A 25,606-nucleotide genomic window follows, 5' to 3' on the forward strand; every position below is an offset into this window, starting at 1 on the left:
CGACTCATCGACCTCTGGCTTGCGCGTAACGCCCAGCCGTCTGCAGCCGCTCTCGAGGCTGTCGCGCACTTGAAGCCGATGACTGTCATCACCGGCGGCTCGCGCGGCATCGGCTTCGCGCTCGCCCGGCGCTTCGCCAAGGCCGGGAATGACGTTGCTCTCATCGCCCGCCACGCGGACGCTCTGGAGGCCGCCGCCGCCGCCGTAGCGCGCGAGCGCCACGTCAAAGCGCTGGCCATCGCCATGGACGTCACCGATGCCGACGCCCCGCAGCGGATCGACGCCCATCTCGCCGCCAACGGGTTCTATCCCGAGACGCTCGTCAATTGCGCCGGTGTGGGCCTCTCGGGCCCGTTCGTCGAGCATACGGAGGAAGCCATCAGCTACCTCCTCGAGGTCAACTCCGTGGCTCTCACGCGCCTGACGCGGCACTTCCTGCCCGGGCTGCTGGCGCGCGGCAAGGGAGGCATCATCAATGTCGCCTCGCTGGGCGGTCTCGTGCCTGGCCCCAATCAGGCCGCCTACTATGCCAGCAAGGCATACGTCGTCTCGCTCACGCGTGCCATCGCCACGGAGAACGCCGGTCGTGGGGTCCGTCTGATGGCGCTGGCTCCCGGACCCGTCAACACCGGCTTTCATCGCGCCATGGGCGCCGAGCTTTCCTTCTACCGCCAGTTGATGCTGGCGCTGAGCGCCGAGCAGACGGCGCGCGCCGCTTATCGCGGCTACGTGCTCGGCTGCCATCTGCTCGTCCCAGGTGTTACCGGTAAATTGCTGCAGATCGCGCTTTGGATCATTCCGCATGCGCTGCTTCTGCCGATCATCGGCTGGCTACTGCGTCGACGCGAGGAGCGACCGTGGTCTGACACGCTCGATAAGGAAGCGTGAAGACTTGGCGTCCGCCGGCAGAAGCATTTGCTTTGTCGAAATACTTTTCCGATTTAGTGTCGGAAGGCGCCGCGAGTCAGGTATTGCGTATCATGGCGCAGTCGGCGCGGTGGCGCGCCAGCGAGTAGCGTCAAACTCGCTTCGCGCGCGCCGCCGCGTCGACCCCGCCTCCCTCACATATGCACCGTCGCGGTAGATGCGTTGTGCTCCTTGGCAGCGCGATTTGAGCATTTTCACCATTATCCTGCGATCCCTGGACAGCGGTGCGCCGACGCCCTAAACGCCGAACGTGCGCGATTGCATGTGAGGACCGCATGGCCGGCAAGTACGAAACCAGTGCCGATGTCGCCAATCTCGATCTTGCACCCATCGGCAATGGGCGCATCGCCGCGCTCGTCAACACGCGCGGGCGCATCGTCTGGTGGTGCTTTCCGCGCCTCGATTCCGATCCGGTGTTCTCCCGTCTCCTCGCCGGCGACGAGGAGAAAGGCTTTTGCGACGTCGTTCTGCACGGGCACGCTACGTCCAGCGCGCAGTACGTGCGTAACACGGCCATCGTCGAAACGGTGCTCGAGGATGCCAGCGGGAACGCCGTCCGCATCACCGATTTCGCGCCGCGTTTCTTGCGCTACGAGCGCGCTTTCCACCCGGCGCAGATCATCCGCCGCATCGAGCCGCTGAGGGGGCTGCCGCGCGTTACCATCCGCTTGCGCCCCACCTTCAACTACGGGCAGCCAGCCGAGGGCATGGCGGTCGGATCCAATCATATCCGCTATAGCGGCGGCGCCGACGTGCTGCGCGTCACCACCGACGCACCACTCTCCTATATCGCGCATGAGACGCCGTTCGCGCTTACCCACCCGATGACGCTGATACTCGGTGCCGACGAGCCGCTGGAGGCCTCCGTCGACAGTGTCGCCCGCGAGTTTCTCGAGCGCACGCGCAGCTATTGGCTGGCATGGGTGCGCGGCCTCGGCATCCCGCTCGAATGGCAGGCGGCGATCATCCGCGCCGCCATCACCTTGAAGCTGTGCCACTTCGAGGAAACGGGCGCCATCATCGCCGCGCATACGACGTCGATCCCCGAGGCACCCGGAACCCAACGCAATTGGGACTACCGCTTCTGTTGGCTGCGTGACGCCTATTTCGTCATCAGCGCCCTCAATCGTCTGGGCGCGACGCAGACGATGGAGGGCTACCTCAACTACATCACTACCATCGCCGTCGATATCGAGCCACCGCTGCAGCCAGTCTACGGCATCATTCACAATCAACCGCTGGACGAGCGCATCGCATCTGACCTTGCCGGATTTCGCGGCATGGGTCCGGTGCGAATCGGCAACCAAGCTGCCGAGCAGGCGCAGCACGATGCCTATGGCAGCGTAATTCTCGGCGCTTCGCATATGTTCATTGACGAGCGTCTGCCGGGCATGGGCGACGTAGCGTTGTTCCGCCGCCTCGAGCCGCTCGGCCACCAGGCGCGGCGCCTCTATCTCGAGCCCGACTCCGGGCCCTGGGAGTACCGCGGCCGCAAGCGCATTCATACCCATTCAGCCACCATGTGCTGGGTCGCTTGCGACCGGCTGGCGCGCCTCGCGGGCCTGTTGGCCCTCGATGACCGTGCCGGCTACTGGCGGGGACAGGCCGACAAGATCCGCAGCGAGATTCTCGAGCGCGCATGGAGCTCCAAATGGGGCGCCCTCGCCGGCGCACTCGATCACGATGATCTCGACGCCAGCGCGCTGCTCGTCGCCGAGCTGGGCCTACTGAGCGCCGGCGATGAACGTTACCGGCGCACGGTCGACGTCATCGGCAAGGAGCTCAACCGCAACGGCTTCATCATGCGCTACACGGCGGACGACGACTTCGGCGCCCCGGAAACGGCGTTTCTCGTCTGCCGGTTCTGGTATGCGGACGCGCTGGCATCCGTCGGCGAGCGGGCCAAGGCGCGCGATATCTTCACCGACGTGCTTTCGCGCGCCAACTCCTTCGGCATTCTCAGCGAAGACATTCACCCGGCATCGGGCGAGCTGTGGGGAAACATCCCGCAGACGTACTGCATGGCCGGTATCATTAATACGGGCATGAAACTGTCGCGCAGCTGGGAAGATGCGTGGGCTGCCGGCTGAGCACCGCAGAATTGCTCAATTGGAACCATAACCGAAGCTAAATGGTTGTCAGCTAGGGAATCCCCAACTCTCGCCGCCAACGGGAGAAGCATGAGCCGTATCGTCCTGGTCTCCAACCGCGTCGCCGATCTCGCCAAGGCCTCGCAGGCCGGCGGGGTAGCAGTGGCCATTGCAGACACCTTGCATGCCCGCAAGGGACTTTGGCTCGGGTGGAACGGCCGCATCGGTGACCGCAGCGAGGAGCTGCGCACGAGACCCGACCTCACGGAGTCTGATGGCACGACCATCGCCACGTTGTCGCTCAGCGCCCGCGAGCACGACGACTACTACACCGGCTATTCCAACAACGTGCTCTGGCCCGTGTTCCACGCGCGCCTCGACATCGCCCAGTTCGAGGCCGGCTACTACCAGCGCTATCTCGACGTGAACAAGCGCTTCGCCCAGGCGCTGCGTCCGCTGCTGAATGCAGACGATACGATCTGGGTGCACGACTATCACCTAATTCCGCTGGGCATGGAGTTGCGTGCGCTCGGAGTGAGCAACCCGATCGGATTTTTCCTCCACATCCCGGTGCCGCCGGCGCAGATGTTTCTTGCCATCCCGGAGCATCGCGAGCTTGCCCGCGGCCTTGCCTCCTACGACCTCATCGGCCTGCAGACCAAGGTGGATGTGGGGAACCTCATCGACTATCTGCAGGATGGCGTATTCGGCCGCATCCTGCAGGATGGCCGCATTCGTGCCTTCGACCGCGAGCTTGCGATCGCCAGCTTCCCGGTCGGCATCGATGTCGATTCCTTCATCGGCTCGCGGCCCAAGCGCGTCCGCGAGCAGCCGCCGACGACCATCCGCCTGCTCGGGGTCGATCGTCTCGACTACACCAAGGGACTGCCGCAGAAGTTTCGGGCCTTCAATCGGTTTCTCGAGAAATATCCCGATTACCGGCGCAAGGTGACGCTGTCGCAGATCGCGCCGCCAACGCGCGAGACGATGGCCGCATACGCCGACATTCGGCACGAGCTCGAGACACTCTCGGGTCGCATCAACGGCCGTTACGGAGAGCTCGACTGGGTGCCCATCCAGTACATTCACCGCACGGCGCCGCGTAAGATGCTCGTCGACATCTATCGCAATTCTCGCATCGGCTTTGTCACGCCGCTCCGCGACGGCATGAACCTCGTTGCCAAGGAGTACGTTGCTGCGCAAGATCCCAACGATCCGGGCGTGCTCATCCTGTCGCGTTTCGCCGGTGCTGCCGAGCAAATGAAAGAGGCGCTCATCGTCAATCCGTACGACGTGGAGGAAATGGCAAATTCGATCAAAGTCGCTCTCGAGATGGGGCTCACCGAGCGTCAAGAGCGCTACCAGGCGCTGCTTGCGGGTGTCCGGCGGAACAACACCTACGTATGGTGCCGGTCGTTCTTGCACGCTCTCGATAGCGTGGGCCGTCGCAACCCGCTGGCCATTCCCTCCTCACCATCCGACGCGGCGCGCAAGGCGTTGCAGGAGATCGAGCTCGCGCGTGTCTCTCCCCGCATGCAACCGAATTGACGGGATCCCCTGCCGACGCGGTGCCGAATTCACCGCCTTGAGAGGATGTGATGAAGGCTATTTCCATCGGCGGCGCCATGGTCGACACGATCGCCATCATCGAGAGCGATCGCATCGAGCGCATGTCGATGCTCAATGCGGAGACTTCGTTCCTGCTGCTCGAGGAGGGCCGCAAGACCGAGGCGCTCGACATCTCGACTCACTGCGGCGGCGGGGCGGTGAACACAGCCGTGGCAATGTCGCGCCTCGGCTTTGACGTCGCGACGCTGGTCAAACTCGGTCGCGATGCGCGTGCCGAATTCATTCTCGCTCGCTTGAGCGCCGAGGGTGTATCCACCCGCTGGGTCATTCGCGACGCCGCGGCTCCGACGGGCGCCTCGGTCATCATCTCCTCGCACGATCGCAACGCCGCCGTGTTCACCTTTCGTGGCGCCAACACGCTGCTTGAGCCAAGCGATCTCGTCAAAGACGCGTTCGCCGGTGATCTCGTCTATGTCTCCAGCCTGTCGAACCGCTCAGCGGATTGCTACCCCCTCATCATCGACCGGGCCAAGGCGGCCGGCGCCCTCGTTGCCGTCAATGCCGGCGTGCGGCAGCTTTCGGCGCACGGCGGGCCCTTCCTCGATAGCCTCGCCAAGATCGACATCCTCGCCATCAATCGCTCCGAAGCTGACGCCTTGGTGCCGGGTCTCGTCGCCAAGTTTGGCGAGGGTGGAGCAGCACTCGCTCTCGAGGCCGGGGAGCAACCTCCGCCTCTCTTGGCGCGCGGTCTCGTCGGCGGCGGGTATGAAATGAGCCTGCCGGCCTTCCTCTACGCCCTGCGCGGTCTCGGCACGCGCTACGTCATGCTCACGGACGGCCGCGGGGGCGCATTCGTGTGCGCCGACGGTGGCGTCATCTATTGCCCGGCCGTCGAGGCCGCGGTCGCCAGCACGGCGGGCGCCGGCGACGCCATGGCCGCCACGTTCGCCACCTTCATCGCCCTCGGGCGCCCAAGCGACGTTGCCCTCAAGGCGGCGGCCCTCAACGCGGCCAGCGTCGTTTCCCATATAGACACGCAATCCGGATTGTTGCGGCATGAAGCGCTGCAAGGACGTCTTGCCGCCCGATCCGATATTCGGCTACGCCGGTGGACAGTGTGAAGGCACTCCGCGGCGCACAATACCTTCGAGGGAGTGGCGTGAAGACGGTGGAACAAGCGAGCCTGGGCGAGGCCAGGGGGGTCGATGCCAAGCAGCAGTCGCCCTCCGAGCTCCTCGCCGGCGATGTGCGAAGCTACGCGCTATTCCTCGATTGCGATGGCACGCTGCTCGACATCGCCCCCACGCCCAACGAGGTGCGCGTACCCCCGGGTCTCGTCGAGTTGCTGGTGCGTATCTCCAAGGGGCTGGGCGGGGCATTGGCAGTTCTCACCGGCCGACAGCTCGCGGAGATCGACACGCTGCTTACCCCCGCCAAGCTCGTTGGTGCCGGTGTGCACGGCGCCGAGCTGCGCACCGTCAGCGGCGGCGCCATTGCCCGCGTCGCCAGCACCCTGCCCAACTCGCTGGTCGAGGAGGTGATGCGTCGGACGCAAAAGCTTCCGGGAATTATCGCCGAGCCGAAAGGCCCCGGCCTTGCCGTGCACTACCGGTTGGCGCCGCACCTCAAGAATGCGCTCGAAACCGAGCTGCGTGGCCTGCTGACACAATACGCAGACGCTCTCGTGCTGTGTCATGGGCGCAAGCTGTTCGAAATCGTTCCTGCCGGGCATTCCAAGGGCACCGCTCTGGAGACCATTTGGGCGCTGCCCGGTTTTTCCGGCCGGCGCCCGATCATGATCGGTGACGACATAGGCGATGTTCCCGCCTTCCTGGCTGCCCGCCGGCTGGGGGGCACCGGGCTGCGCGTCGCCGGCGAGCAATTCGGTCACCAGGACGTCGAGCTGCAGAGCCCGGCGCGCGTCATCGCCTGGCTCGGGTATCTGGCCGAACGTCTCGACGGTTGATCGCGAGCGCAACTGTCGCGATCAGCTCGGCGCGGGCGGGCGGCCGCTCCTCGAGCCGTTGCCGTCGCGCGCCTCTCGCGCCAGATGGCGATACTGGCTGCGGATGCGCTCGATCTCGTCCTCCTCTAATTCTTCGAGGTCGAGAAGCCGGTTCTGTGCGCCATCGATCGAGCGGATCAGCTCATCGAGCTTGACCTGGATGGCCTCCGAATCGCGGTTTTGCGAAGCCTGAATGGCGAACACCATCAGAAACGTCACGATCGTCGTGCCGGTGTTGATGACGAGTTGCCAGGTGTCAGAGAAGGCGAACAACGGCCCTGTCACGCCCCAGATCAAGACGACGGCGACCGCCGCCACGAATGCGAGCGGACTGCCGGTCGCCCGTGAGCTTCCGCGCGCAAAGCGCGTGAACAACGAGGCGTTCTTATTGCTCAACCCCGACATGGCACCGCTCAACGCGCCGTCAACGGGTGAAGTTCCGGCTTCCGGCATAAGCGGAACCCTTTGCTCCAACGGCGAGTTTAGTTGCCGGCGCGTAGGCCAGATCAAACTTCGCGTCCAACCAGGGCACCGCGCTAGTCGCGACGGAGACGATGGGCGTGATGACAGCAGATGAGCGTCCTGTCCTTAACGCGCACGGCGCCACACGGCTGCCGAGCGTCGAGGTCGACAGCTACAATCTCGAGATCAAGGACAGCGATGGCTTCGTCGGCGACAAGGCGAGTCGCGGCGCCTTCCACGCCATGCTGGAGAAGTGGCGCGAACCCCTGCGCAAGCTCGGGGCCGACCCGCTCGGCGAGAAATCATCCGAGCAACTGTCCAAGAAGCAGCTCGACAAGCTCCTCACCGAGGGCCATCCGGAAGCGGGCGGCATCATCCACAGCGCCGTCGAGGAGTTCGCGCAAACGCTCGCCTCCGTCGTCAAACGCTTCCTCAAGGCAGCGAGTTGGCGCGACACCGAGGCCATCGTCATCGGCGGCGGCTTTCGTGGCAGTCGCGTCGGCGAATTGGCAGTAGGTCGTACCGAAGTGCTCCTCAAAGCCGCCGACCACAAGCTTGAGCTGGAGCTCATCCGCCATCATCCGGACGAGGCCGGCCTCATCGGCACTGCGCATCTGGCGCCGTCATGGATGCTCGAGGGCTTCGACGGCATACTCGCTGTCGACATTGGCGGAACCAACATCCGCGTCGGCATCGTCGAAACCAAGCTCAAGAAGGCCAAGGACCTGTCCAAGGCGGCGGTCTTCACCTCCGACCTGTGGCGTCACGGGGACGAGAAGACTAGGCGCAGCGAAGCGGTGGAGCGGCTCATCGAGATGCTGGAAGAGCACATCGCCCTTGCCGACAAGGAAGGACTGAAGCTCGCTCCCGTCATCGGCATCGGCTGTCCCGGCCGCATCCGGGAGGACGGCTCCATCGAGACCGGCGCGCAGAACCTTCCCGGCAACTGGGAAAGCAGCCGCTTCAATCTTTCCGACTGCATTCGCGAGAAGATCCCGCTCATCGAGGGGCACGAGACGCAGGTCGTCATTCACAATGATGCCGTCGTGCAGGGCTTGAGCGAATTGCCGGAGATGCGGGACTACGACCATTGGGGTGCGCTGACGATCGGCACCGGCCTCGGCAATGCGCGCTTCACGAACCGGCGCAAGACGTCGGACTGAATCTACCCCTTCTCACACCAGACGTTGACGCTTCCGACCCGCCAGCACACATTGCGCCTGGGCAAATCACCGCGGGCGGCACGGCGTTGGCTGACGGGGCATCCACGATCCAATAAAAAGCCTGGCTTGCGGCATATGGGCCGCGTAGCTTGCGCGCCCGCTCACCCCCACCGAGCCCCCTACGTAGGACGGAACCATGATCAAGCGCTTCCTCATCGCTTTCATCATCCTTGCTGTCCTCGTCGGTGGACTGGCCTACTTCCAGCTCGTCTTCAAGCCGAAGATGATCAAGGAGTTTCTGAGCGCGCAGGTGCCGCCGCCGGCGACCATCACCGCCGAAGCGGCAAAATCCGAGGAATGGATCGAGCAGCTGCCGGCCATCGGCACCCTCATCGCCTCGCAAGGCGTCGAGATCGCCTCCCAGGTGGCCGGCATCGTCACCGGCCTCGGCTTCGAAAGCGGCCAGGACGTCCCCGCCGGAAGCAAGCTGGTGCAGCTCGACATCGCCGTCGAGGAGGCCGACCTGGCCAGCGCCGTGGCCATCCTGCGCGAGGCCGAGGTCGCCTTCAAGCGCCAGGCCGACCTGTTGAGCAAGTCCGTCGCGTCGGAAGCCAACGTCGATACTGCACGCGCCAAGCGAGAGACGGCCGAGGCCGCTTTGAACCGCATCAAGGCCCTAATCGCCCAGAAGGCCATCCTGGCGCCGTTTGCCGGCCGCCTCGGCATCCGTCACGTCGAGCTGGGTCAATACATATCGCCGGGCCTGGCCATGGTGTCACTGCAAGCGTTGGACCCAATCTGGGTCGACTTTCCCATGCCCGAGCAGAATGTCGGCAAGCTGCGCGTCGGGCAGAAGATCGAGCTGAGCGTGGACGCATTCCCCGGCAAGGTCTTCACCGGTGCCGTCGCTTCGCTCGATGCCCGCGTCGCCCAGGAGACGCGCACGCTGCTCGTGCGCGGCACGCTGCCCAATCCGGAGCGCACACTGCTGCCGGGAATGTTCGCCAACGTGTCGGTGCTGGCCGGCTCCCCGGCAAAGGTCGTCAGCGTACCGCGCACCGCAGTCACCTATAGCCTCTACGGCGACAGCGTCTATGTCTTGAAGCCCCAGGAAGGCAAGCCTGCCCCCGCCAAGCCGGAGGATGCGGTGTTCGTCGTCGAGCGCCGCTTCGTCAAGAGCGGGCAGGTGCGGCAGGATCGGGTGGCAATTACCTCCGGCCTCAAGGAGGGCGAGCAGGTCGTCACCACCGGTCAGGTCAAGCTGACCAACGGCAGCCAAGTCAAAGTCGACAACTCGCAGGCGTTGGTGGCTCCCGCCGCGCGGCCATACCAGTAAAAGGCTCTGACCATGTCGTTCACCGACATCTTCATCCGCCGACCGGTGCTGAGCTCCGTCGTCAGCCTGCTCATTCTGCTCGTCGGCTTGAGCGCGGCGTTCAACCTGCAGGTACGCCAGTACCCCGAGCTGTCCAACACCACGATCACCATCACCACCACCTACCCCGGTGCCAACGCCGACGTGATCAAGGGCTTCATTACCGTTCCCATCCAGCAGGCCGTCGCCAGCGCCGAGGGCATCGACACGCTAACCTCGAGCTCGCGCCAGAACGTCAGCACCGTGACGCTCAACCTGCGCCTCAATGCCGACCCCGACCGGGCGGTCACCGACGTGCTCTCCAAAGTCAACCAGGTGCGCAGCGTCCTGCCGCCGGAGGCAATGGACCCCGTGGTCGTCAAGCAGACCGGCGAGTCGACGGCGCTCATGTACCTGTCGTTCAACAGCGACGTCCTCACGTCATCGCAAATCACCGACTATCTGACGCGCGTGGTGCAGCCGAAGCTGCAGACAGTCGACGGCGTCGCCAATGCACAGATCCTCGGCGGCCAGACGTTCGCCATGCGCATATGGCTCAACCCCGAGAAGATGGCCTCGCTCGGCATCACGCCGCTGCAGGTGCGCACCGCGCTCGCCGCCAACAACTTCACGACGGCTGCGGGCCAGATAAAGGGCGACTTCGTCGAGACGACGATCAACGCCGAAACCTCGCTGGCGAGCGCCGACGCCTTCGGTCACCTCGTCGTTGCCGCGCGCGGCGACGCCCTCGTGCGGCTGCGCGACATCGCCGACATCGCGCTCGGCGCCGAGAGCGTCGATTCCACGTCGTCCTTCAACGGCCTGAAGGCCGTATTCATCGGCATCTACTCGACCCCAACGGCCAATCCGCTGACCGTCATCGCCGACGTACGCAAGACGTTTCCCTCCATCGTCGCTGAGCTGCCACCGGGCATGACCGCCGACATTGCCTACGATTCCACCAAGTTCATCGACGCCTCGATTGCCGAGGTGGAGAAGACGCTGATCGAGGCGGCGCTCATCGTCGTCGTCGTCATCTTCCTGTTTCTCGGCAGCCTGCGCTCGACGCTCATTCCGATCGTCACCATTCCGCTGTCGCTGATCGGCGTGATGTTCGCGCTGCTGGCGCTCGGCTACTCGATCAACCTCCTGACGCTGCTTGCCCTGGTGCTGGCCATCGGCCTCGTCGTCGACGACGCGATTGTCGTCGTCGAAAACATCCACCGTCACATCGAGGAAGGCATGTCCTCCTTCGACGCGGCGCTGGCGGGGGCGCGCGAGATCGCCGTGCCGGTCATCTCGATGACCATCACCCTCGCCGCCGTTTACGCGCCCATCGGCTTCGTTTCCGGCCTTACTGGCGCGCTGTTCCGCGAGTTTGCCTTCACGCTCGCCGGCGCCGTGATCGTCTCCGGCATCATCGCCCTGACGCTGTCACCTATGATGTGCTCGAAGCTGTTGAGCTCGCAGCTCTCGTCCGGCCGCTTCGTCAAGTTCCTCGACCGCGCCTTCGAGCGCCTGAAGCACCGCTACCAGCACCGCCTCAATCGCACGCTGAACTATCGCCCCGTCACGCTTCTGGTGCTCGTCGGCGTCATCGGGGCTACCGTCCTCATGTATGTCACGGCCCAACAGGAGCTGGCGCCCGAAGAGGACCAGGGCATCCTGTTCAATATGGTCAAGACGCCGCCGGCGGCGAACATCGACTACCTGGAGCAGGTCACCGACCACCTTTACCAGGTGTTCAAGACGGTTCCCGAGAAGGAGCATGTGTTCGCCATCAACGGCATGGGCGGCGACGTGCATCAGGCGTTCTCCGGCATCCTCTTCACGCCATGGGAGGAGCGGCACCGCACGCAGGCGCAGATCCTGCAGGACATTCAGCCGAAGGTGAACAGCGTCGCCGGCGGCCAGATAATCAGCTTCGGACCTCCGTCTCTGCCCGGCTCGACCGGCGGCCCGCCGATCCAGTTCGTCATCACCACGACGGCCGACTACGAGCAGCTCGCACAGGTGTTGCAGAAAGTGCAGCAGGAGGCCTTTAGCAGCGGTCTGTTCATCTTCGCCGACAGCGACTTGAAGTTCGACACGCCGCAGGTCGAGGTGAAGATCGATCACGCCAAGGCCAACAGCCTCGGCATCACCATGCAGGACATCGGTGCCTCGCTGGCGACACTGCTCGGCGGCAACTACGTCAACCGCTTCAACCTCTATGGGCGCAGCTACCAAGTGATCCCGCAGGTGCCGCGCGACTTCCGGCTGCAGCCCGACTGGATCAAGCGCTACGAGATCAAAACGACGTCGGGCAGCATGGTGCCGCTGTCGACCGTGGTCGACGTGCGCGAGAGCGTGCAGCCCAACGCGCTGACCAGCTTCCAGCAGCTCAACTCGGCGACCCTGCAGGGCGTGCCCTTCCCCGGCCGCACGGTGGGCGAGGTCATCGACTTCCTCAAAGCCAAGTCGACCGAGGTGTTCCCGGAGACCTTCAGCTACGACTTTCAGGGTGAGAGCCGGCAGTACGTGCAGGAAGGCAGCCGCCTGGTTGTCACCTTCATCTTCGCGCTCATCGTCATCTATCTCGTGCTTGCCGCGCAGTACGAGAGCTTCCGCGATCCGCTCATCATCCTGATCGCGCTGCCGACTTCGATCTTCGGCGCGCTGCTGCCGCTCACCTTCGGCCTGGCGACGGTCAACATCTACACGCAGATCGGGCTCGTGACGCTGATCGGCCTCATCTCCAAGCACGGCATCTTGATGGTCGACTACGCCAACCACCTGCAGGCGAATAAGGGCATGGGACGCCGCCAGGCGATCGAGGAGGCCGCCGCCATCCGCCTGCGGCCGATCCTCATGACCACGGCGGCGATGGTCATTGCCATGGTGCCGCTGATCTTCGCCAGCGGGGCCGGCGCCGCGAGCCGCTTCGCCATCGGCGTCGTCATCGCCTCCGGCATGACGGTCGGGACGATCTTCACGCTGTTCGTGACACCGGCCGTCTACACCTACATTGCCCGCGAGCATCGCCGCGATGCCGCCGCCGAGCCATCGTCCGCGCGCGGGCTCAATCAGCCGGCCGAGTGATTACCGCGGCGCAGCGCCAAGACGCCGCGGCGCGGCGCGAACAGGAAGGCGAGCACGAAGGCGAACGCCTGGATCAGCACGATGCAGGGACCCGTCGCACCGTCGATGTGAAAGCTGACGAGGGTGCCGAGGACGCTCGAACCGATGGCCACCGACGCGGCAATGACGAGCATGCGCTCGAAGCGGTCGCTCAACAGGTAGGCGATGGCGCCCGGTGCCACGAGCATGGCGACGACGAGGATGATCCCTACCGCCTTGAGGGAGGCAATGATCGTCAGTGCGAGCAGTATCAAAAGCCCATAGTGGATGACCTCGAGTGGCAGGCCGATGGCGCGCGCATGCTGCGGATCGAAGCAATAGAGAAGCAGGTCGCGGCGCCGGGCCAAGACGATGAGCAGCGTGCCGCCGGCGATGATGGCGACCTCGACGAGGTCGCGCGGTGTGATGCCGAGCATATTGCCGAACAGGATGTGGTTGAGGTGCTGGTCCGTCTCCACCTTGGTGAACAGGACGAGGCCGAATGCGAACATGCCCGAGAACACGATGCCCATCACCGTGTCCTCCTTCACGCGGCTGTTTTCCGTCAAATAGCCGGTCAGCAAGGCGCAGGTGAGCCCGGCGGCGAAGGCGCCAACGGCCAGCGGCAGACCGAGCACGAAGGCGAGCACGACGCCCGGCAGCACGGCGTGCGAGATCGCGTCGCCCATCAGCGACCAGCCCTTGAGCACCAGATAGCAGGACAAAACCGAGCACACGGCACCGATGAGAACCGCGGCCAGCAAGGCGCGTTGCATGAAGCCGTAGCTCAAGGGCACCGCGAAGAAGTCCCATAGCTCGGTCACGGAATTGCCCCCTCGGATGCCGCCGACCGGCGCCGGCCGGCGGCGATGACACCGTGCTTGGGCGCCAGATAGAAGGCGGCCAGGAATAGCAGCGTTTGCAGTGTCACGATCACGCCGCCCGTCGCGCCGTCGAGGAAATAGCTGATGTAGGCGCCAACGAGGCTCGTCCCGGCGCCTATGCCGACGCTCAATGCCAGCAGGCGGCCGAAGCGGTCGGTGAGCAGATAGGCGGTGGCGCCCGGCGTCACCACCATGGCGATGACGAGGCAGGCGCCCACCGTCTGCAGGGCTGCAACCGTGCATGCGGCGAGCAGCGTGAAGAACAGGATCTTCAGCCCGGCGGCATTGATACCTACCGTGCGCGCGTGGCGCTCGTCGAAGAAGACGACCATAAGGTCGCGCCACTTGACGAGCAGCAGCGCCAGCGACACAGCCGAGATGATCACGACCTGCACCACGTCCTCGTCCGAAATGCCGAGGATGTTGCCGAGCACAATCGTCTGGATGTCTACCGCGGTCGGATAAATGGAGGCGATCAGCAGGCCCGCCGCGAAGAAGGCCGTGAACACCAACCCGATGATCGCGTCCTCGCGTAGCCGCGTCCGCTGCTTGACGAGCGCCATGCCGAGGGAGGCGAGAAGGCCGGCAATGAAGGCCCCGGCGGCATAGGGAAGGTGAAGCAGGTACGCGCCGGCTACGCCTGGCACCACCGAATGGCCCAGCGCGTCGCCCATCAGCGACCAGCCTTTGAGCATCAGATAACAGGAGAGGAAGGCGCACACCCCACCTACCAGCGCGCTGACGAACATCGCTTTCAGCATGTAGTCGTAGGAAAAGGGCACGAGGAGCTCGCTCATCACTTCTCCCCGTCGCCTTTACGGTGCAGCGGCTCATCGTCCGCGCGGCGTTCCCCGTAGAACACGACGGGGCGCTCATCGTCGGTGAGCACGGTCACGCGGCGGCGATCGTCGTCATCGTGCAGGGCGCCGCCCTCGAGCCGGAAGCGACGCAGCACACCGCCGAAGGCACGCTCGAGGTTCTTTTGCGTAAAGGTGCGCGCCGTCGGTCCCGCCGCCAGCACCACCCGATTGAGCAGCACGACGTGGTCGCAAAAGTCGGGCACGCTGCCCAGATTGTGGGTCGAGACGAGCATTAGGTGGCCGCTGGCGCGCAACTGGCGCAGCAGATCGACGATCGCCGTCTCGGTATGCACGTCGACGCCCGTGAACGGCTCATCGAGGAGAATGACACGCCCCTCCTGCGCCAGGGCGCGCGCAAGGAAGACGCGCTTCTTCTGGCCGCCTGACAATTCGCCGATCTGGTGATGCCGGTAGCGGCTCATGCCCACCCGCTCCAGCGCCTCGTCGACCTTGCGCTTGTCGATTGCCGAAGGAATGCGCAGAAAGTTCATGTGGCCGTATCGGCCCATCATCACGACGTCTTCGACCAGAATGGGAAAGTCCCAGTCGACATCCTCGCTCTGCGGCACGTAGGCGACGTAGCCGCGCTTCAGAGCCTCCGATACCGTCAGGCCGGCGATGCGCACCTCGCCGACGCTCGGCTGCACGAAACCCATTATCGCCTTGAACAGCGTCGACTTGCCGCTGCCATTGACGCCGACGAGGCCGCAAATCGTACCTGCACCGAGTTCGAAGGATGCATCCTTCAGTGCCGTCACGCCGCTCGGGTAGGTCACCGTGACGTTGCGCACGGACAGCGAGGCCTCGACATCAGCCGCCGCGCCCGTGGTCACGTCCGTAGGGACAAGATTCATGCGCCAAAGCCTTCGGCAATCGTGCCGACAGTCGTCTCCAGAAGATCAAGATAAGTCGGCACCGGACCGTCCTTCTCGCTGAGCGAGTCGACGTAGAGAACCCCACCATAGCGCGCGCCCGTCTCCTTAGCGACCTGGCGCGCAGGCTTGTCGGAGACGGTACTCTCGCTGAACACGACGGGCACCTTGGCCTTGCGAACCTCATCGATGACGCGGCGCACCTGCTGCGGCGTGCCTTGCTGGTCGGCGTTGATCGGCCACAGGTAGAGCTCGCGCAGACCATAATCGCGTGCGAGATAACTGAAGGCGCCTTCGCTGGTCACCAGCCAGCGCTGCCCGTCGGCAATCGACGCGAGGCGCTGGCGCAGAGGCGCATCGATGGCCTTGATGCGCGCCGCGTATGCGGCTGCATTTCGATTATAGATCTCGGCATTGGCCGGGTCGTGCTGCACCAAGGCCTTGCGAATGTTTTCCACGTAGATCAGCGCGTTGGCCGACGACATCCAGGCATGCGGATTGGGCTTGCCGGTGTAGGCGCCCTCGCGGATGCCCATGGGCTCGACGCCCTCGCTGGCGACGACGCTCGGCACGTCAGATACGTTCTGGAAGAACTTCTCGAACCAGCGTTCGAGGTTGAGACCGTTCCAGATGACGAGGTCCGCCGACTGCGCTTTCACGATGTCGAGTGGGGTCGGCTGATAGTCGTGGATCTCCGCCCCCGGCTTGGTGATCGACTCGACGACGGCCGCCTCACCGGCAACGTTCTGGGCGATATCGCGGATCACGGTGAAGGTCGTGACTACACGAAACGGTTTGCCACCGTCGGCCGCAGCCGCAAGCTGAGGTAACGCCACGAGGCAGAACAATGCTGCCGCCTGCACAAAGATTCTTCGCGTCATGCCCAATGCGAGCCCCCAAGAGAGAGTTCAGCCATATTTGCCCGCGCAAGCCCCGCGAAGGGCCGCGGTCGCCTCATTCTAGTTGCGAATGATTTGCAACTGCAAAATATGTGAGCCTGGCAGCCAAAGTCAATGGGGCGGCAAGGCGCGGGGGTCTCCTAACCTGCTGCGCGTGGATAAAGTCCGGCGCTGACTTTGACATCGCTGAAGAAAACCAGCGCCGAACGGTCGGTGTCTTTGGCCTGGTACATGGCGATGTCGGCATTGGCGAGGATCTCCGGCACCGTCACGCCATCGTTCGGGATGAGAACGGCGCCGACCGACACTCCGATGTCGTGGCCAACGCCGTCGACCCAGATCTTGTTCTCGAGGGTGCCGAGAAATCGATTTCCCACCGCTGCCGCGCCGCTTCTATCGACATCGTAGGCGAGGATGGCGAACTCGTCGCCGCCGAGGCGCGCCAGTAGATCGGCCGGCCGCGCCACGCGCCTGAAGCGCTCCGCGACAACCTGCAGAACGCAATCGCCCGCAGCGTGTCCGTACTGGTCGTTGACACGCTTGAACTCATTGAGATCCAGCAAGAAGAAGGCGTGTTGGCGCCCGTCTAACCGCAGCTGCAGGTCATTCAGCCGGGCAAGCACGGCGCGACGGTTCGGCAGATCTGTCAAAGGATCGCGCAACGCCTGGTCGCGCAGCTCCTGCATCTCGCGGTCGATTTCCGCGCGCCGTTGCGCATCATCTCTATGCTCGCGTACCCGCCGGTAGATAAAGAAGCCGATGCAGAAGCCGAGCAGCACCGTCAGAGCAATGGCTTCCGCGAGTGAGACGCGGCGCTCGGCGGTGGTGAGCTCATGGGCGAAGTAGAAGAGATCGAACTCGATGGCGAGCAGCCCTGCAACGGCCAGCACGCTGGTGCCCAGGATCGCATCCTGGGCACTCGTCCACGGATGGGCGGCGATGGACCGTAGCACGGAGTTCCTGATCGCCACGCACAATCCCCTCTCTGGGCGGATGATCAACCGGGCAATCTAAGGGGCGCGGTTCAAGAAAATGTAAAGTGCGGCGCTGGCGCCCTGGCTGGGCCCGCGTTGGATGAAGTTGCACATGCCCGGTGATGCCGAGGCACGTCATTCGGCTCACGCAGGTCTGCAACCGGCCGATGACTTATCGAATCAGGTATGGCCTCTAACACATGCATTGAGCCAGGCGGCATACGAGGCGTCGGAGCGTGCCCACCGGAGGGCGAAGCAGGCCAGTCACGCTCCATGCCCTGGCGGCACTCATTCTCGCCGGGACATCCACCGTCGCTGCCGCTGTCGAGCCGCACTGCTGCGCGGATCTCGAACGGCGTGTTGCCGAGCTGGAGGCGATGGTCGCCAGCAAGGGCAATCATCGAGTGACGCTTGAGATCTCCGGCGTCGTCAACAACGCCGTCATGGCCTGGGACGACGGCGGCGAGCAAAACGCCTATGTCGTCACCAACGACAACCAGCGCTCGCGCTTCAGCTTCGTGGGCAAAGCGGCGATCGATGCGTTGTGGGAGGCCGGATACGCCATCGACGTCGGCATCCGGACGGCCAACTCCAAGCTGGTCAATCAGGTTGCCGACGGCGGCTTCGACGGCCGGCTCCCGACGCGTTTCGACTTGCGCAGCTCGGTCTGGTTCCTGCGCAACAAGCGATACGGAACCGTCTTTACAGGCACGACGTTCGCCGCTACCGACCGCATCGCCAATTCGAACGTCACGCAGACGGGCGCGTTCGATCACTACGCGGCGCCAGAGAATGCCGGCCTCGGTATGTTCCTGCGCTCGGCGAGCGACGGCCGCCTTACCGGCAGCCTGCTCAACTGGCGGCGCATCATCGGGGCCGGCGGGGATCAGCCCGGCGAAAGCCAGCGCGGCTTCTCGCTGCTGAAGTATGTCTCGCCCACGTGGAACGGCTTCACCCTCGCTGCCGACTGGGTGGTCACCGACTTCTGGGACGTGGCGCTGCGCTATCGCAAGGAGGTGGCCGGCTTCGATATCGGCGCGGGCATCGGCTACCTGCAGCTGACGCCCGGCTCGCGCACGCGCAGCGTCTGCCCCGTCGCCTTCCTGATGTTCACGGGCGAGGAAACCGCGTGCAGCCAGCTGCGCGGCTCGGTTAGCGCCAAGCATCTCGACAGCGGACTGTTCGTGAACTTCGGCGCCAACGTCACCGGCGACGGCCTCGTGCAGGAGACGACGCGCTATCGCGACACTGGTGTCGACGACCGCCAGATCTTTTTCTCCGGGCAGGCCGGCGTCGAGCGACCCTTCCTGCCACTCGGCCAGACGACGATCTACGGCGACTACTACACATACGATGGGGGCGCCTCGACGCCGCTGCTCGTCGGGCCGGGCGATGCGCTCAATCCCACTGGGCTCGGCCAATGGGCAGTGTGGCAGTCCGAAGTCGAAATCTGGGGCGGCGGCATCGCGCAAGGCATCGACAGCGCGGCAATGATTCTCTACCTGACCTACCGCCACGTGAGCGGGGATCTCACCTTGCGCCAATTGAATGGCGGGGTGGCGACGGGGGCAATAGCCGGCGCGCCGATCGATGATCTGCAGTTGTTGCTGAGCGGTGCCGTCATCCACTTCTGACAACCCGTCAATCGGCGCACTCGACCCTCACTGTGCGGCCGATCTCCGGAATGTACTTGGCGCACATCTCTACTCCCGACTGCGATTCCTGCGGATCTGACCGAGGCGTTGTGCGCTCGATTGGATCGGACTGAGCGACGGGCTCGGAGGCCTTTTCAGGCCCTTCGGCGGCCTTTTGAGGCTCTGCCGCATCGCCGCCGCCAACTCTGTCGAGGCCAGCCTTGGCCAGCTTTAGTCCCGGTTCGATTGCCAGAGCGCGCGTAAAGGCGTCCTTGGCCTTTTCCCTGGCGCCTTCCTTTTCCTCGATCAGCCCAGTTACACCCAGCGCTAGGGCCGACTTCGGCATCAACCGCAAGGCTTCGTCTGCGTCGGACCGCGCCTCGCTCGCGCGTCCCTGCTTGATGTACGCGTAGCCTCGCTGCGCTATCAGGTCCGCCCGTTCCTTTGGAAGTATGGTGTCGAACTTGGGATGCTTCATCGCTTTCGACAGGTCGGCGACGGCGAGGTCGTACTTCTCGGCAAGGTTGCTGGCACGCCCACGCTGTGTGAGCAGGATGAAATCGCCCGGCTTGAGGCGCAGAGCCTCGTTGAAATCTGCCAGCGCCTGCTCGCCGTTTCCCTTCGCAAAGTAAGCTCTGCCGCGCCCCTGGAATCCCCACAGCAGCCGCGGCGAATACCGTAACGCGGTGGTGAAGTCCTCGATCGCCGTATCGAGTTGACCCAAGCGGATGTGAATGTCGCCGCGCTGGCAGTAGTACTGAGGATTGTCGGGATCGAGCTCGCTGGCGAGGTCGAAGTCGGCTATCGCTTCGCTATATTTGCCGAGCATCTTGTAGGCTGCGCCGCGATTGCCTAACGCGATGGCGCGGTTGCGCTTGCCGAGCCCCCGGTTGTCGTAAAGGCGCGTGCAGGCTGCTATCGCCGCTTCGGCGTTGGCCGTGTCGGCACAGGTTTTATCCTCCCCGCCGATCTGGCTGCGCGCGGCCGCACCCGTCGACCATCCCGCCAGGACAATCGAGATAGCTGTCATCACTGCATGCGCCGCTCGCATCGCTAGCTATCTTAGCGGACAGCACCGGCCATTGGCTAATGAGGGTCACCGGGGGCAGCCAACAATATTTTTGGCCAATGTTCAGAAGCGCCAATTGAATTAGGACATTCTGAGGACTAATTCTTTGATCTGATCTTTTTGCTACGCTTATTGCCATGTATCTAAAGCGGTTGATCGTCTGCGTTTGTCTTTGCGTGCATGCCGGCACCGCGCGCGCCGATCCCGGCGATGCCATCGGCTCGGCCGTGGCCATCGTCAATCAGGTGACCGGAGCCTTCCGCCAGGACGTGCGCACGCTCACCACCGGCGACGATGTCGTCCAGGAGGAGGTCATTGCGGCCGGCTTGGACTCCATCGCCGAGCTCATCCTGCGCGATCAAACAAAGCTCGCTATCGGACCCGGCGCGCGACTGACCCTTGATCGCTTCGTCTACAATCCCGAGAATGCGAGCGGCGCTATCGTCCTCAATCTCATCAAGGGCGGCTTTCGCTTCATCACCGGAGTGGCCGCCAAACCGTTCTATTCGATACGCACGCCAGTAGCGGCAATAACCGTGCGCGGCACCATCTTCGACGTTTACGTCGAGGAGAACGGCCCGGTCTGGATCTTGCTGCACGAAGGGTCGATCCGCGCCTGCAACGAACGCGGTCAGTGCCGATCGCTGGAAGACCCGTGCCGCCTATTGCGCATCGGAGCCAGCGGCGAACTGGAGGACCCCGGAACATGGAACGGCCTGCCGGCTGCCCGCGAGGTGAACTTCGAGCGGGCCTTTCCATTCGTGGTCAATCCACCGAGCGTAGATGCGGCGCCCATCTTCACGCGTGCCGACATCGAGCTCGGACGCTGCCCCGAGCCGAAGGTGCGCAAGGCGGAGGAACCGAAGCCGAAAGTGAAGAAGGCCCAGAAGGCGCCGGAACGTCGCGCCAAGCGCAAGGTACGCAGGACGCGGCAGGTGCGCCGAACACCGCGCTATCAGCCCAGCTCGCCCGGCATCAGCATCGGTATTGGCATCGGGATCGGCGGCGGCGGCAAGGGCGGTCACGGTCACTAGCGGTGTGATCGCCGCTTATTGCATTGCCCCACGGATCACGCGATGCACGAACGCGAGCTTGGTCGCCGCCACCTCGGGAATCACGAAGGGATAGAAGTCCGCGTGCCCCATGCTGCGATTTATGTCGTTGAGCGCCAGGGTCAGCGGCACCCAGCGCTTGATCAGCGCATCGAAGCTCTCGGTGCGATACACATCGAGCGGCCGCAGCGGCCACGCCCCGCTGCCGCCGAACCTGATCGAGCGCGGCTCGATGCGATGGATCGCAGCGGTGTCGAGCGCATCGAGCATGTGCAGGTAGTGCGCCCAGGTCTCGGCCCAATCCTCCCACGGGTGCGAGCTCGCATACGCCGATACGTGGCGCAGTGACCAGTCGTCCGGGGGGCCCTGCGAATGGTGCCGCTCAAGTGCCGCTCCATAGTTCTCGCGCTCGTCGCCAAATAGCTGGCGATAGCGGTGGATGTTGTCGGTGCCGTCGATCAGCAGCATCCAATAGTAATGGCCACTCTCATGCCGAAGGTGCCCGAGCATGGACCTGTACGTCTCGGCCATCGCCTTGCGCTGACGCTCGCGCTCGACCGAATCTGCCTCGCCGACGGCGATGGTTATAACGCCGTCGACATGTCCGGTGAGCGCGTCGTTGACGAAATCGAAATTGAGCGGGGCCTTGCCCATTGCCGCGCCGTCGAGCGGCAGACCGAGGCGCAGCAGCGAATACACCAGTCGCTTCTTGGCGCGTTCGAACTCGCCCCAGGCGAGCACATTCGCAGGGTCGGACAGATCGGGAATGGTGCGGTTCAGCGCGCACGCCGCACAGAACGGGAAGGCCTCATCTTCGCACAGCAGCCAATTGCACACGCCTTGTTCGGCGTTGGCGCAGTAGCGCAAGCGGGCCCCCGGGCCCTTCTTGTATTCGCGATAGAGCCCGTTGCCGGCCGCAACGACGGTTCGAATTTCAAGCTTGTCGGAGCGAAAGCCGAGCGCGTGCCCGCACCTGAGGCATCGCACGTTCTCGAAGTACACCGTATTGCCGCAGGCGCCGCATTTGAAGGTCTTCACCCAAGTCCTCGATCCTGCCGGTTCCGCTCGCGCCACCGCTAACGCCTCGGCACGCTCCGTTCGCATTAACTGCCCAAACTTGTTGCAGCGAGCCCGTTTGCGAGGCAATGCCCGATCTTCGTGCGCAGCGAAAGATGCTCTATGGTCCCAATCCACTAGTGCTGCGCTGCAAAGCGTGCCCACTCTGAATAGGTCCTGATGCCCCTCCACGTCGCTCTCACGCACCGGACGGCCTACCACTATGACCGTGTGATCGGAATGGCCCCGCAGGTGATCCGGCTACGCCCGGCACCCCATTGCCGCACCCCGATCCTCAGCTACTCGCTCAACCTCGAGCCCAAGCTGCATTTCCTCAATTGGCAGCAGGACCCGTTCGCCAACTATTGCGCGCGCGTTGTGCTCCCCGAGAAGACCGACCGCTTCGTCGTCACCGTCGATCTCGTCGCCGACATGGCGGTCATCAACCCGTTCGACTTCTTCGTCGAGGAGAGCGCCAAGGACTGGCCGTTCGCGTACGAGCCCGATCTCAAGAAGGAGCTCGGCCCCTATCTCGAGCCGCTGCCGGCTGACCCGCTGGTGAGAAAATTCCTCACCTCGCTTCCAGCCAAGAAGACCGGGACGATCGACTTCCTCACCGACCTCAACCGCAAACTGCGCAACGAGGTTGACTACTGCGTGCGTCTCGAGCCGGGCATCCAGCCCCCCGAGGAGACGTTGGCGAAGGCCTCCGGCTCGTGCCGCGACTCGGGCTGGCTGCTGGTGCAGCTCCTACGCCACATCGGCTTCGCGGCGCGCTTCGTCTCAGGGTATCTCATCCAGCTCCGCCCCGACGTGAAGCCGGTCGACGGCGGCGCCGCCGGCGCCGAAGCCGACTTCACCGACCTGCACGCCTGGGCCGAGGTCTACGTTCCGGGCGCCGGCTGGATCGGCCTCGATCCAACGTCGGGCCTGCTCGCGGGCGAAGGTCATATCCCGCTCGCGGCAACGCCGCAGCCGTCGAGCGCCGCACCCATCAGCGGTGCGCACGAGCGCGCCGAGGTGACTTTCACCTTCGACATGCGCGTCGAGCGCATCCTGGAAAGCCCGCGCGTCACCCTCCCCTACTCCGACGACACCTGGAAGCAGATCCTGGCGGCGGGCGAGGAAGTCGATACGCGCCTCAACAGCGCCGACGTGCGCCTCAGCATGGGCGGCGAGCCGACATTCGTGTCGATCGACGACATGGACGGCGACGAATGGAAAACGGCCGCCGTCGGCCCCACCAAGCGCTCCTACGCCGAAGATCTCGTGCGTCGCCTGCAGCAGCGTTTCGCGCCCGGCGGCCTTCTGCATTTTGGCCAAGGCAAATGGTACCCGGGCGAGCCGCTGCCGCGATGGGCCTTCTCACTTTATTGGCGCCGCGATCAGCAACCGCTGTGGGGCGACCCCAACCTCATCGACCGCGAAGACAAGCCGGCCAACGCCACCATCGGCGACGCCGAGAGGCTCATGGGCGCGCTGTGCACGCAGCTCGGGCTTCCGGCAAACAGCGGCATCCCCGCCTACGAGGACCCCGGCTACTACGCGCTCGTCGAGCAGAAGCTGCCGCTCAACGTTTCGCCCGAGGAGAACAAGCTGCAGGACCCGGCGGAGCGCGCGCGCATCGTGCGCGTGTTCGAGCAGGGGCTCGACAAGCCGGTCAGCTACATTCTCCCCGTGCAGGTGTGGCATTCTCCTGACCTCGGCCGCCGCTGGGTGACCGAGCGGTGGGGCACGCGGCGCAGCAAGCTCTATCTCGTGCCGGGCGATTCGCCGGCCGGCTTCCGCCTGCCGATGGGATCTCTTCCGGTGCTACCGTCACTCGATTATCCGCACGTGCTTCCGCGCGATCCCTTGAGCGACATGCCGCCGCTTCCCGAGCGCGAGATCCTCGTCCAGCAGCGCCGCGCCATCACTCTGCGGCCGGCACCGGTGCCGCCGCCGACGGGTGCCAGCGAGATCTACGGCTCGGTGCGCACCGCGCTCGCCATCGAGCCCCGCGACGGGCACCTGTGCGTGTTCCTGCCGCCGTTGTCGGATGCGCTCGACTTTGCGGCGCTCGTCGCTGCCGTCGAGGAAGCGGCGGCCGCGGTCAAGCAGCCCGTACACATCGAGGGCTATGCGCCGCCGCACGATCCGCGCATCAACGTGATCAAGGTCACGCCCGACCCCGGCGTCATCGAGGTCAACATCCATCCGGCCACGAGCTGGAAGGAGGTTGTTCACATCACCACCACCGTCTACGAGGAGGCGCACAAGGCGCGGCTCGGCACCGACAAGTACCAGCTCGACGGCCGCCACACCGGCACCGGCGGCGGCAACCACATCGTCATGGGCGGCATCGCGCCGGCCGACAGCCCGTTCCTGCGCCGTCCCGACCTGCTCGCCTCGATCGTCGCCTACTGGCAGAACCATCCCTCGCTCTCGTACCTGTTCTCCGGACTGTTCATCGGCCCCACGAGCCAGGCGCCGCGCCTCGACGAAGCGCGTCATGAGTCACTCTATGAGCTCGACATCGCGCTGAAGCAGATCCCCGATCCGGCCTATGGCAGCATCCCGCCGTGGCTGGTCGACCGCATCTTCCGTCACCTGCTCGTCGACGTCACCGGCAATACGCATCGGGCCGAGATCTGCATTGACAAGCTCTATTCGCCCGACAGTCCCACGGGCCGGCTCGGGCTCATCGAGTTCCGCTCCTTCGAGATGCCGCCGCACGCGCGCATGAGCGTCGTGCAGCAGCTCTTGATGCGCGCCTTCATCGCCATGTTCTGGGACCGCCCCTACCGGGGCAAGGTTATCCGCTGGGGTACGGCGCTACATGATCGGTACATGTTGCCGCATTTCCTGTGGATGGACTTCACCGAGGTCATCGGCGACCTCAAGGATTGCGGGCTTCCCGTCGCGCTCGACTGGTTCAAGCCGCACTTCGAGTTCCGCTTCCCCCTCATCGGCGAGGTCGATGCCTACGGGGTCGAGGTCGAGCTGCGCCAGGCGCTCGAGCCTTGGCACGTGCTCGGCGAGGAAAGTGCCTCCGGGGGCACGGCGCGCTACGTCGACAATTCGCTCGACCGGGTGCAGGTCAAGGTGCGCGATGGCGCCAACGACCGTTTCGCCGTGACCTGCAATCGCCGCGGCCTGCCGCTGGCCCCGACGGGCACGTTTGGCGAGAAGGTCGCCGGTGTGCGCTTCCGCTCTTGGCTGCCGGCCTCGTGCCTGCATCCGGCCATAGCGCCCCACGTGCCGCTGGTGCTCGACATCGTGGACACCTGGACGGGGCGCTCGGTGGGTGGCTGCCGCTATCACTCGACCCACCCCGGCGGACGCAGCTTCGAGCTTTCGCCCATAAACTCCTACGAGGCGGAGGGTCGCCGCCTCGCCCGTTTCGAGCGGCTCGGCCACACGCCCGGGCGCGCCTCCGTCACCACCCCGGAGGTCAATGCGGAGTATCCGCTCACCCTCGACCTGCGCACGTGACCTCGGCCAGTCACGCAACGGAGTCACAGCCGAGTTGATTTGGCGCTTCCGGCTCTTGTGGGCGCTGGTGCGCTGCACGGCAAAGCACTATCCTCGCCGCGACCTCTGCAGCCGAGCGGACCACAGGGTGTATTCCGCGGGGCATAGCCGCATGAACCTTGAA

The 25,606-nt window shown here is 64.6% G+C and carries 19 protein-coding genes; 11 read left to right on the forward strand and 8 right to left on the reverse strand.

Annotation, left to right across the window (positions count from 1 at the left end):
• Window positions 1–78: 78 nt before the first annotated feature.
• From F9K20_RS04140 to otsB, 5 genes are all read left to right on the forward strand, one after another.
• Window positions 79–888 (forward strand): SDR family oxidoreductase, encoded by an 810-nt coding sequence (locus F9K20_RS04140; RefSeq protein WP_290997835.1) that lies wholly within the window; start codon window positions 79–81, stop codon window positions 886–888.
• Between the two features lie 314 nt (window positions 889–1,202).
• Window positions 1,203–3,017 carry a glycoside hydrolase family 15 protein gene (locus tag F9K20_RS04145; protein WP_290997624.1) on the forward strand — a complete coding sequence of 605 codons (1,815 nt, stop codon included), beginning with the start codon at window positions 1,203–1,205 and terminating at the stop codon, window positions 3,015–3,017.
• 90 nt (window positions 3,018–3,107) lie between these two features.
• A complete protein-coding gene (locus tag F9K20_RS04150) occupies window positions 3,108–4,565 on the forward strand; it encodes a trehalose-6-phosphate synthase (protein WP_290997626.1) in 1,458 nt (485 codons plus the stop codon).
• Window positions 4,566–4,615: 50 nt separating this feature from the next.
• Window positions 4,616–5,707 carry a carbohydrate kinase family protein gene (locus F9K20_RS04155; RefSeq protein ID WP_290997627.1) on the forward strand — a complete coding sequence of 364 codons (1,092 nt, stop codon included), beginning with the start codon at window positions 4,616–4,618 and terminating at the stop codon, window positions 5,705–5,707.
• A gap of 38 nt (window positions 5,708–5,745) precedes the next feature.
• Entirely contained in the window at window positions 5,746–6,552 is an 807-nt protein-coding gene (gene otsB, locus F9K20_RS04160; protein ID WP_290997628.1) for a trehalose-phosphatase, read from the forward strand.
• Between the two features lie 21 nt (window positions 6,553–6,573).
• On the opposite strand, the gene F9K20_RS04165 is transcribed toward otsB, so the two are convergent.
• Window positions 6,574–6,996: a low affinity iron permease family protein gene (locus tag F9K20_RS04165; RefSeq protein ID WP_290997630.1), complete on the reverse strand. Its 423-nt coding sequence runs from the start codon at window positions 6,994–6,996 to the stop codon at window positions 6,574–6,576.
• Window positions 6,997–7,154: 158 nt separating this feature from the next.
• Here F9K20_RS04165 and F9K20_RS04170 point away from each other — a divergent pair, with 158 nt between their 5' ends.
• From F9K20_RS04170 to F9K20_RS04180, 3 genes are all read left to right on the forward strand, one after another.
• The gene (locus F9K20_RS04170; protein WP_290997838.1) at window positions 7,155–8,216 is read left to right on the forward strand and encodes an ROK family protein; all 1,062 of its coding nucleotides are present in this window, start codon (window positions 7,155–7,157) and stop codon (window positions 8,214–8,216) included.
• A gap of 196 nt (window positions 8,217–8,412) precedes the next feature.
• Window positions 8,413–9,552 carry an efflux RND transporter periplasmic adaptor subunit gene (locus F9K20_RS04175; protein WP_290997631.1) on the forward strand — a complete coding sequence of 380 codons (1,140 nt, stop codon included), beginning with the start codon at window positions 8,413–8,415 and terminating at the stop codon, window positions 9,550–9,552.
• A gap of 12 nt (window positions 9,553–9,564) precedes the next feature.
• Window positions 9,565–12,651: a multidrug efflux RND transporter permease subunit gene (locus F9K20_RS04180; protein ID WP_290997632.1), complete on the forward strand. Its 3,087-nt coding sequence runs from the start codon at window positions 9,565–9,567 to the stop codon at window positions 12,649–12,651.
• Here the strand turns inward: F9K20_RS04180 and F9K20_RS04185 are convergent.
• From F9K20_RS04185 to F9K20_RS04205, 5 genes are all read right to left on the reverse strand, one after another.
• Window positions 12,636–13,493 (reverse strand): metal ABC transporter permease, encoded by an 858-nt coding sequence (locus F9K20_RS04185; protein WP_290997634.1) that lies wholly within the window; start codon window positions 13,491–13,493, stop codon window positions 12,636–12,638. The genes F9K20_RS04180 and F9K20_RS04185 overlap by 16 nt on opposite strands.
• Window positions 13,490–14,353: a metal ABC transporter permease gene (locus F9K20_RS04190; RefSeq protein WP_290997635.1), complete on the reverse strand. Its 864-nt coding sequence runs from the start codon at window positions 14,351–14,353 to the stop codon at window positions 13,490–13,492. The genes F9K20_RS04185 and F9K20_RS04190 overlap by 4 nt, the downstream gene beginning before the upstream one ends.
• Window positions 14,350–15,267 carry a manganese/iron ABC transporter ATP-binding protein gene (locus F9K20_RS04195; protein WP_290997636.1) on the reverse strand — a complete coding sequence of 306 codons (918 nt, stop codon included), beginning with the start codon at window positions 15,265–15,267 and terminating at the stop codon, window positions 14,350–14,352. The genes F9K20_RS04190 and F9K20_RS04195 overlap by 4 nt, the downstream gene beginning before the upstream one ends.
• Window positions 15,264–16,166 (reverse strand): metal ABC transporter substrate-binding protein, encoded by a 903-nt coding sequence (locus F9K20_RS04200; protein ID WP_290997638.1) that lies wholly within the window; start codon window positions 16,164–16,166, stop codon window positions 15,264–15,266. Before F9K20_RS04200 ends, F9K20_RS04195 begins: the two co-directional genes overlap by 4 nt.
• Before the next feature lie 158 nt (window positions 16,167–16,324).
• On the reverse strand, window positions 16,325–17,155 hold the full coding sequence (locus tag F9K20_RS04205) for a GGDEF domain-containing protein (RefSeq protein WP_290997640.1): 831 nt from the start codon (window positions 17,153–17,155) through the stop codon (window positions 16,325–16,327).
• A 239-nt stretch (window positions 17,156–17,394) separates the two neighbouring features.
• On the opposite strand from F9K20_RS04205, the gene F9K20_RS04210 reads away from it, so the two are divergent.
• A complete protein-coding gene (locus F9K20_RS04210; RefSeq protein ID WP_290997642.1) occupies window positions 17,395–18,792 on the forward strand; it encodes a hypothetical protein in 1,398 nt (465 codons plus the stop codon).
• 7 nt (window positions 18,793–18,799) lie between these two features.
• Here the strand turns inward: F9K20_RS04210 and F9K20_RS04215 are convergent, their stop codons facing one another.
• Window positions 18,800–19,822: a tetratricopeptide repeat protein gene (locus F9K20_RS04215; protein WP_290997644.1), complete on the reverse strand. Its 1,023-nt coding sequence runs from the start codon at window positions 19,820–19,822 to the stop codon at window positions 18,800–18,802.
• Window positions 19,823–19,998: 176 nt separating this feature from the next.
• On the opposite strand from F9K20_RS04215, the gene F9K20_RS04220 reads away from it, so the two are divergent.
• Window positions 19,999–20,895 carry a FecR domain-containing protein gene (locus F9K20_RS04220; protein WP_290997646.1) on the forward strand — a complete coding sequence of 299 codons (897 nt, stop codon included), beginning with the start codon at window positions 19,999–20,001 and terminating at the stop codon, window positions 20,893–20,895.
• Window positions 20,896–20,910: 15 nt separating this feature from the next.
• Here the strand turns inward: F9K20_RS04220 and F9K20_RS04225 are convergent, their stop codons facing one another.
• Window positions 20,911–21,951, reverse strand: coding sequence for a putative zinc-binding peptidase (locus F9K20_RS04225; RefSeq protein WP_290997648.1), 1,041 nt, complete (start codon window positions 21,949–21,951; stop codon window positions 20,911–20,913).
• Window positions 21,952–22,149: 198 nt separating this feature from the next.
• Here F9K20_RS04225 and F9K20_RS04230 point away from each other — a divergent pair, with 198 nt between their 5' ends.
• Complete coding sequence (locus tag F9K20_RS04230) at window positions 22,150–25,443, forward strand: DUF2126 domain-containing protein (protein WP_290997650.1); 3,294 nt, start codon at window positions 22,150–22,152, stop codon at window positions 25,441–25,443.
• Window positions 25,444–25,606: the final 163 nt, after the last annotated feature.

This window comes from Hyphomicrobium sp. (assembly GCF_009026145.1).
Lineage (GTDB): Bacteria > Pseudomonadota > Alphaproteobacteria > Rhizobiales > Hyphomicrobiaceae > Hyphomicrobium_A.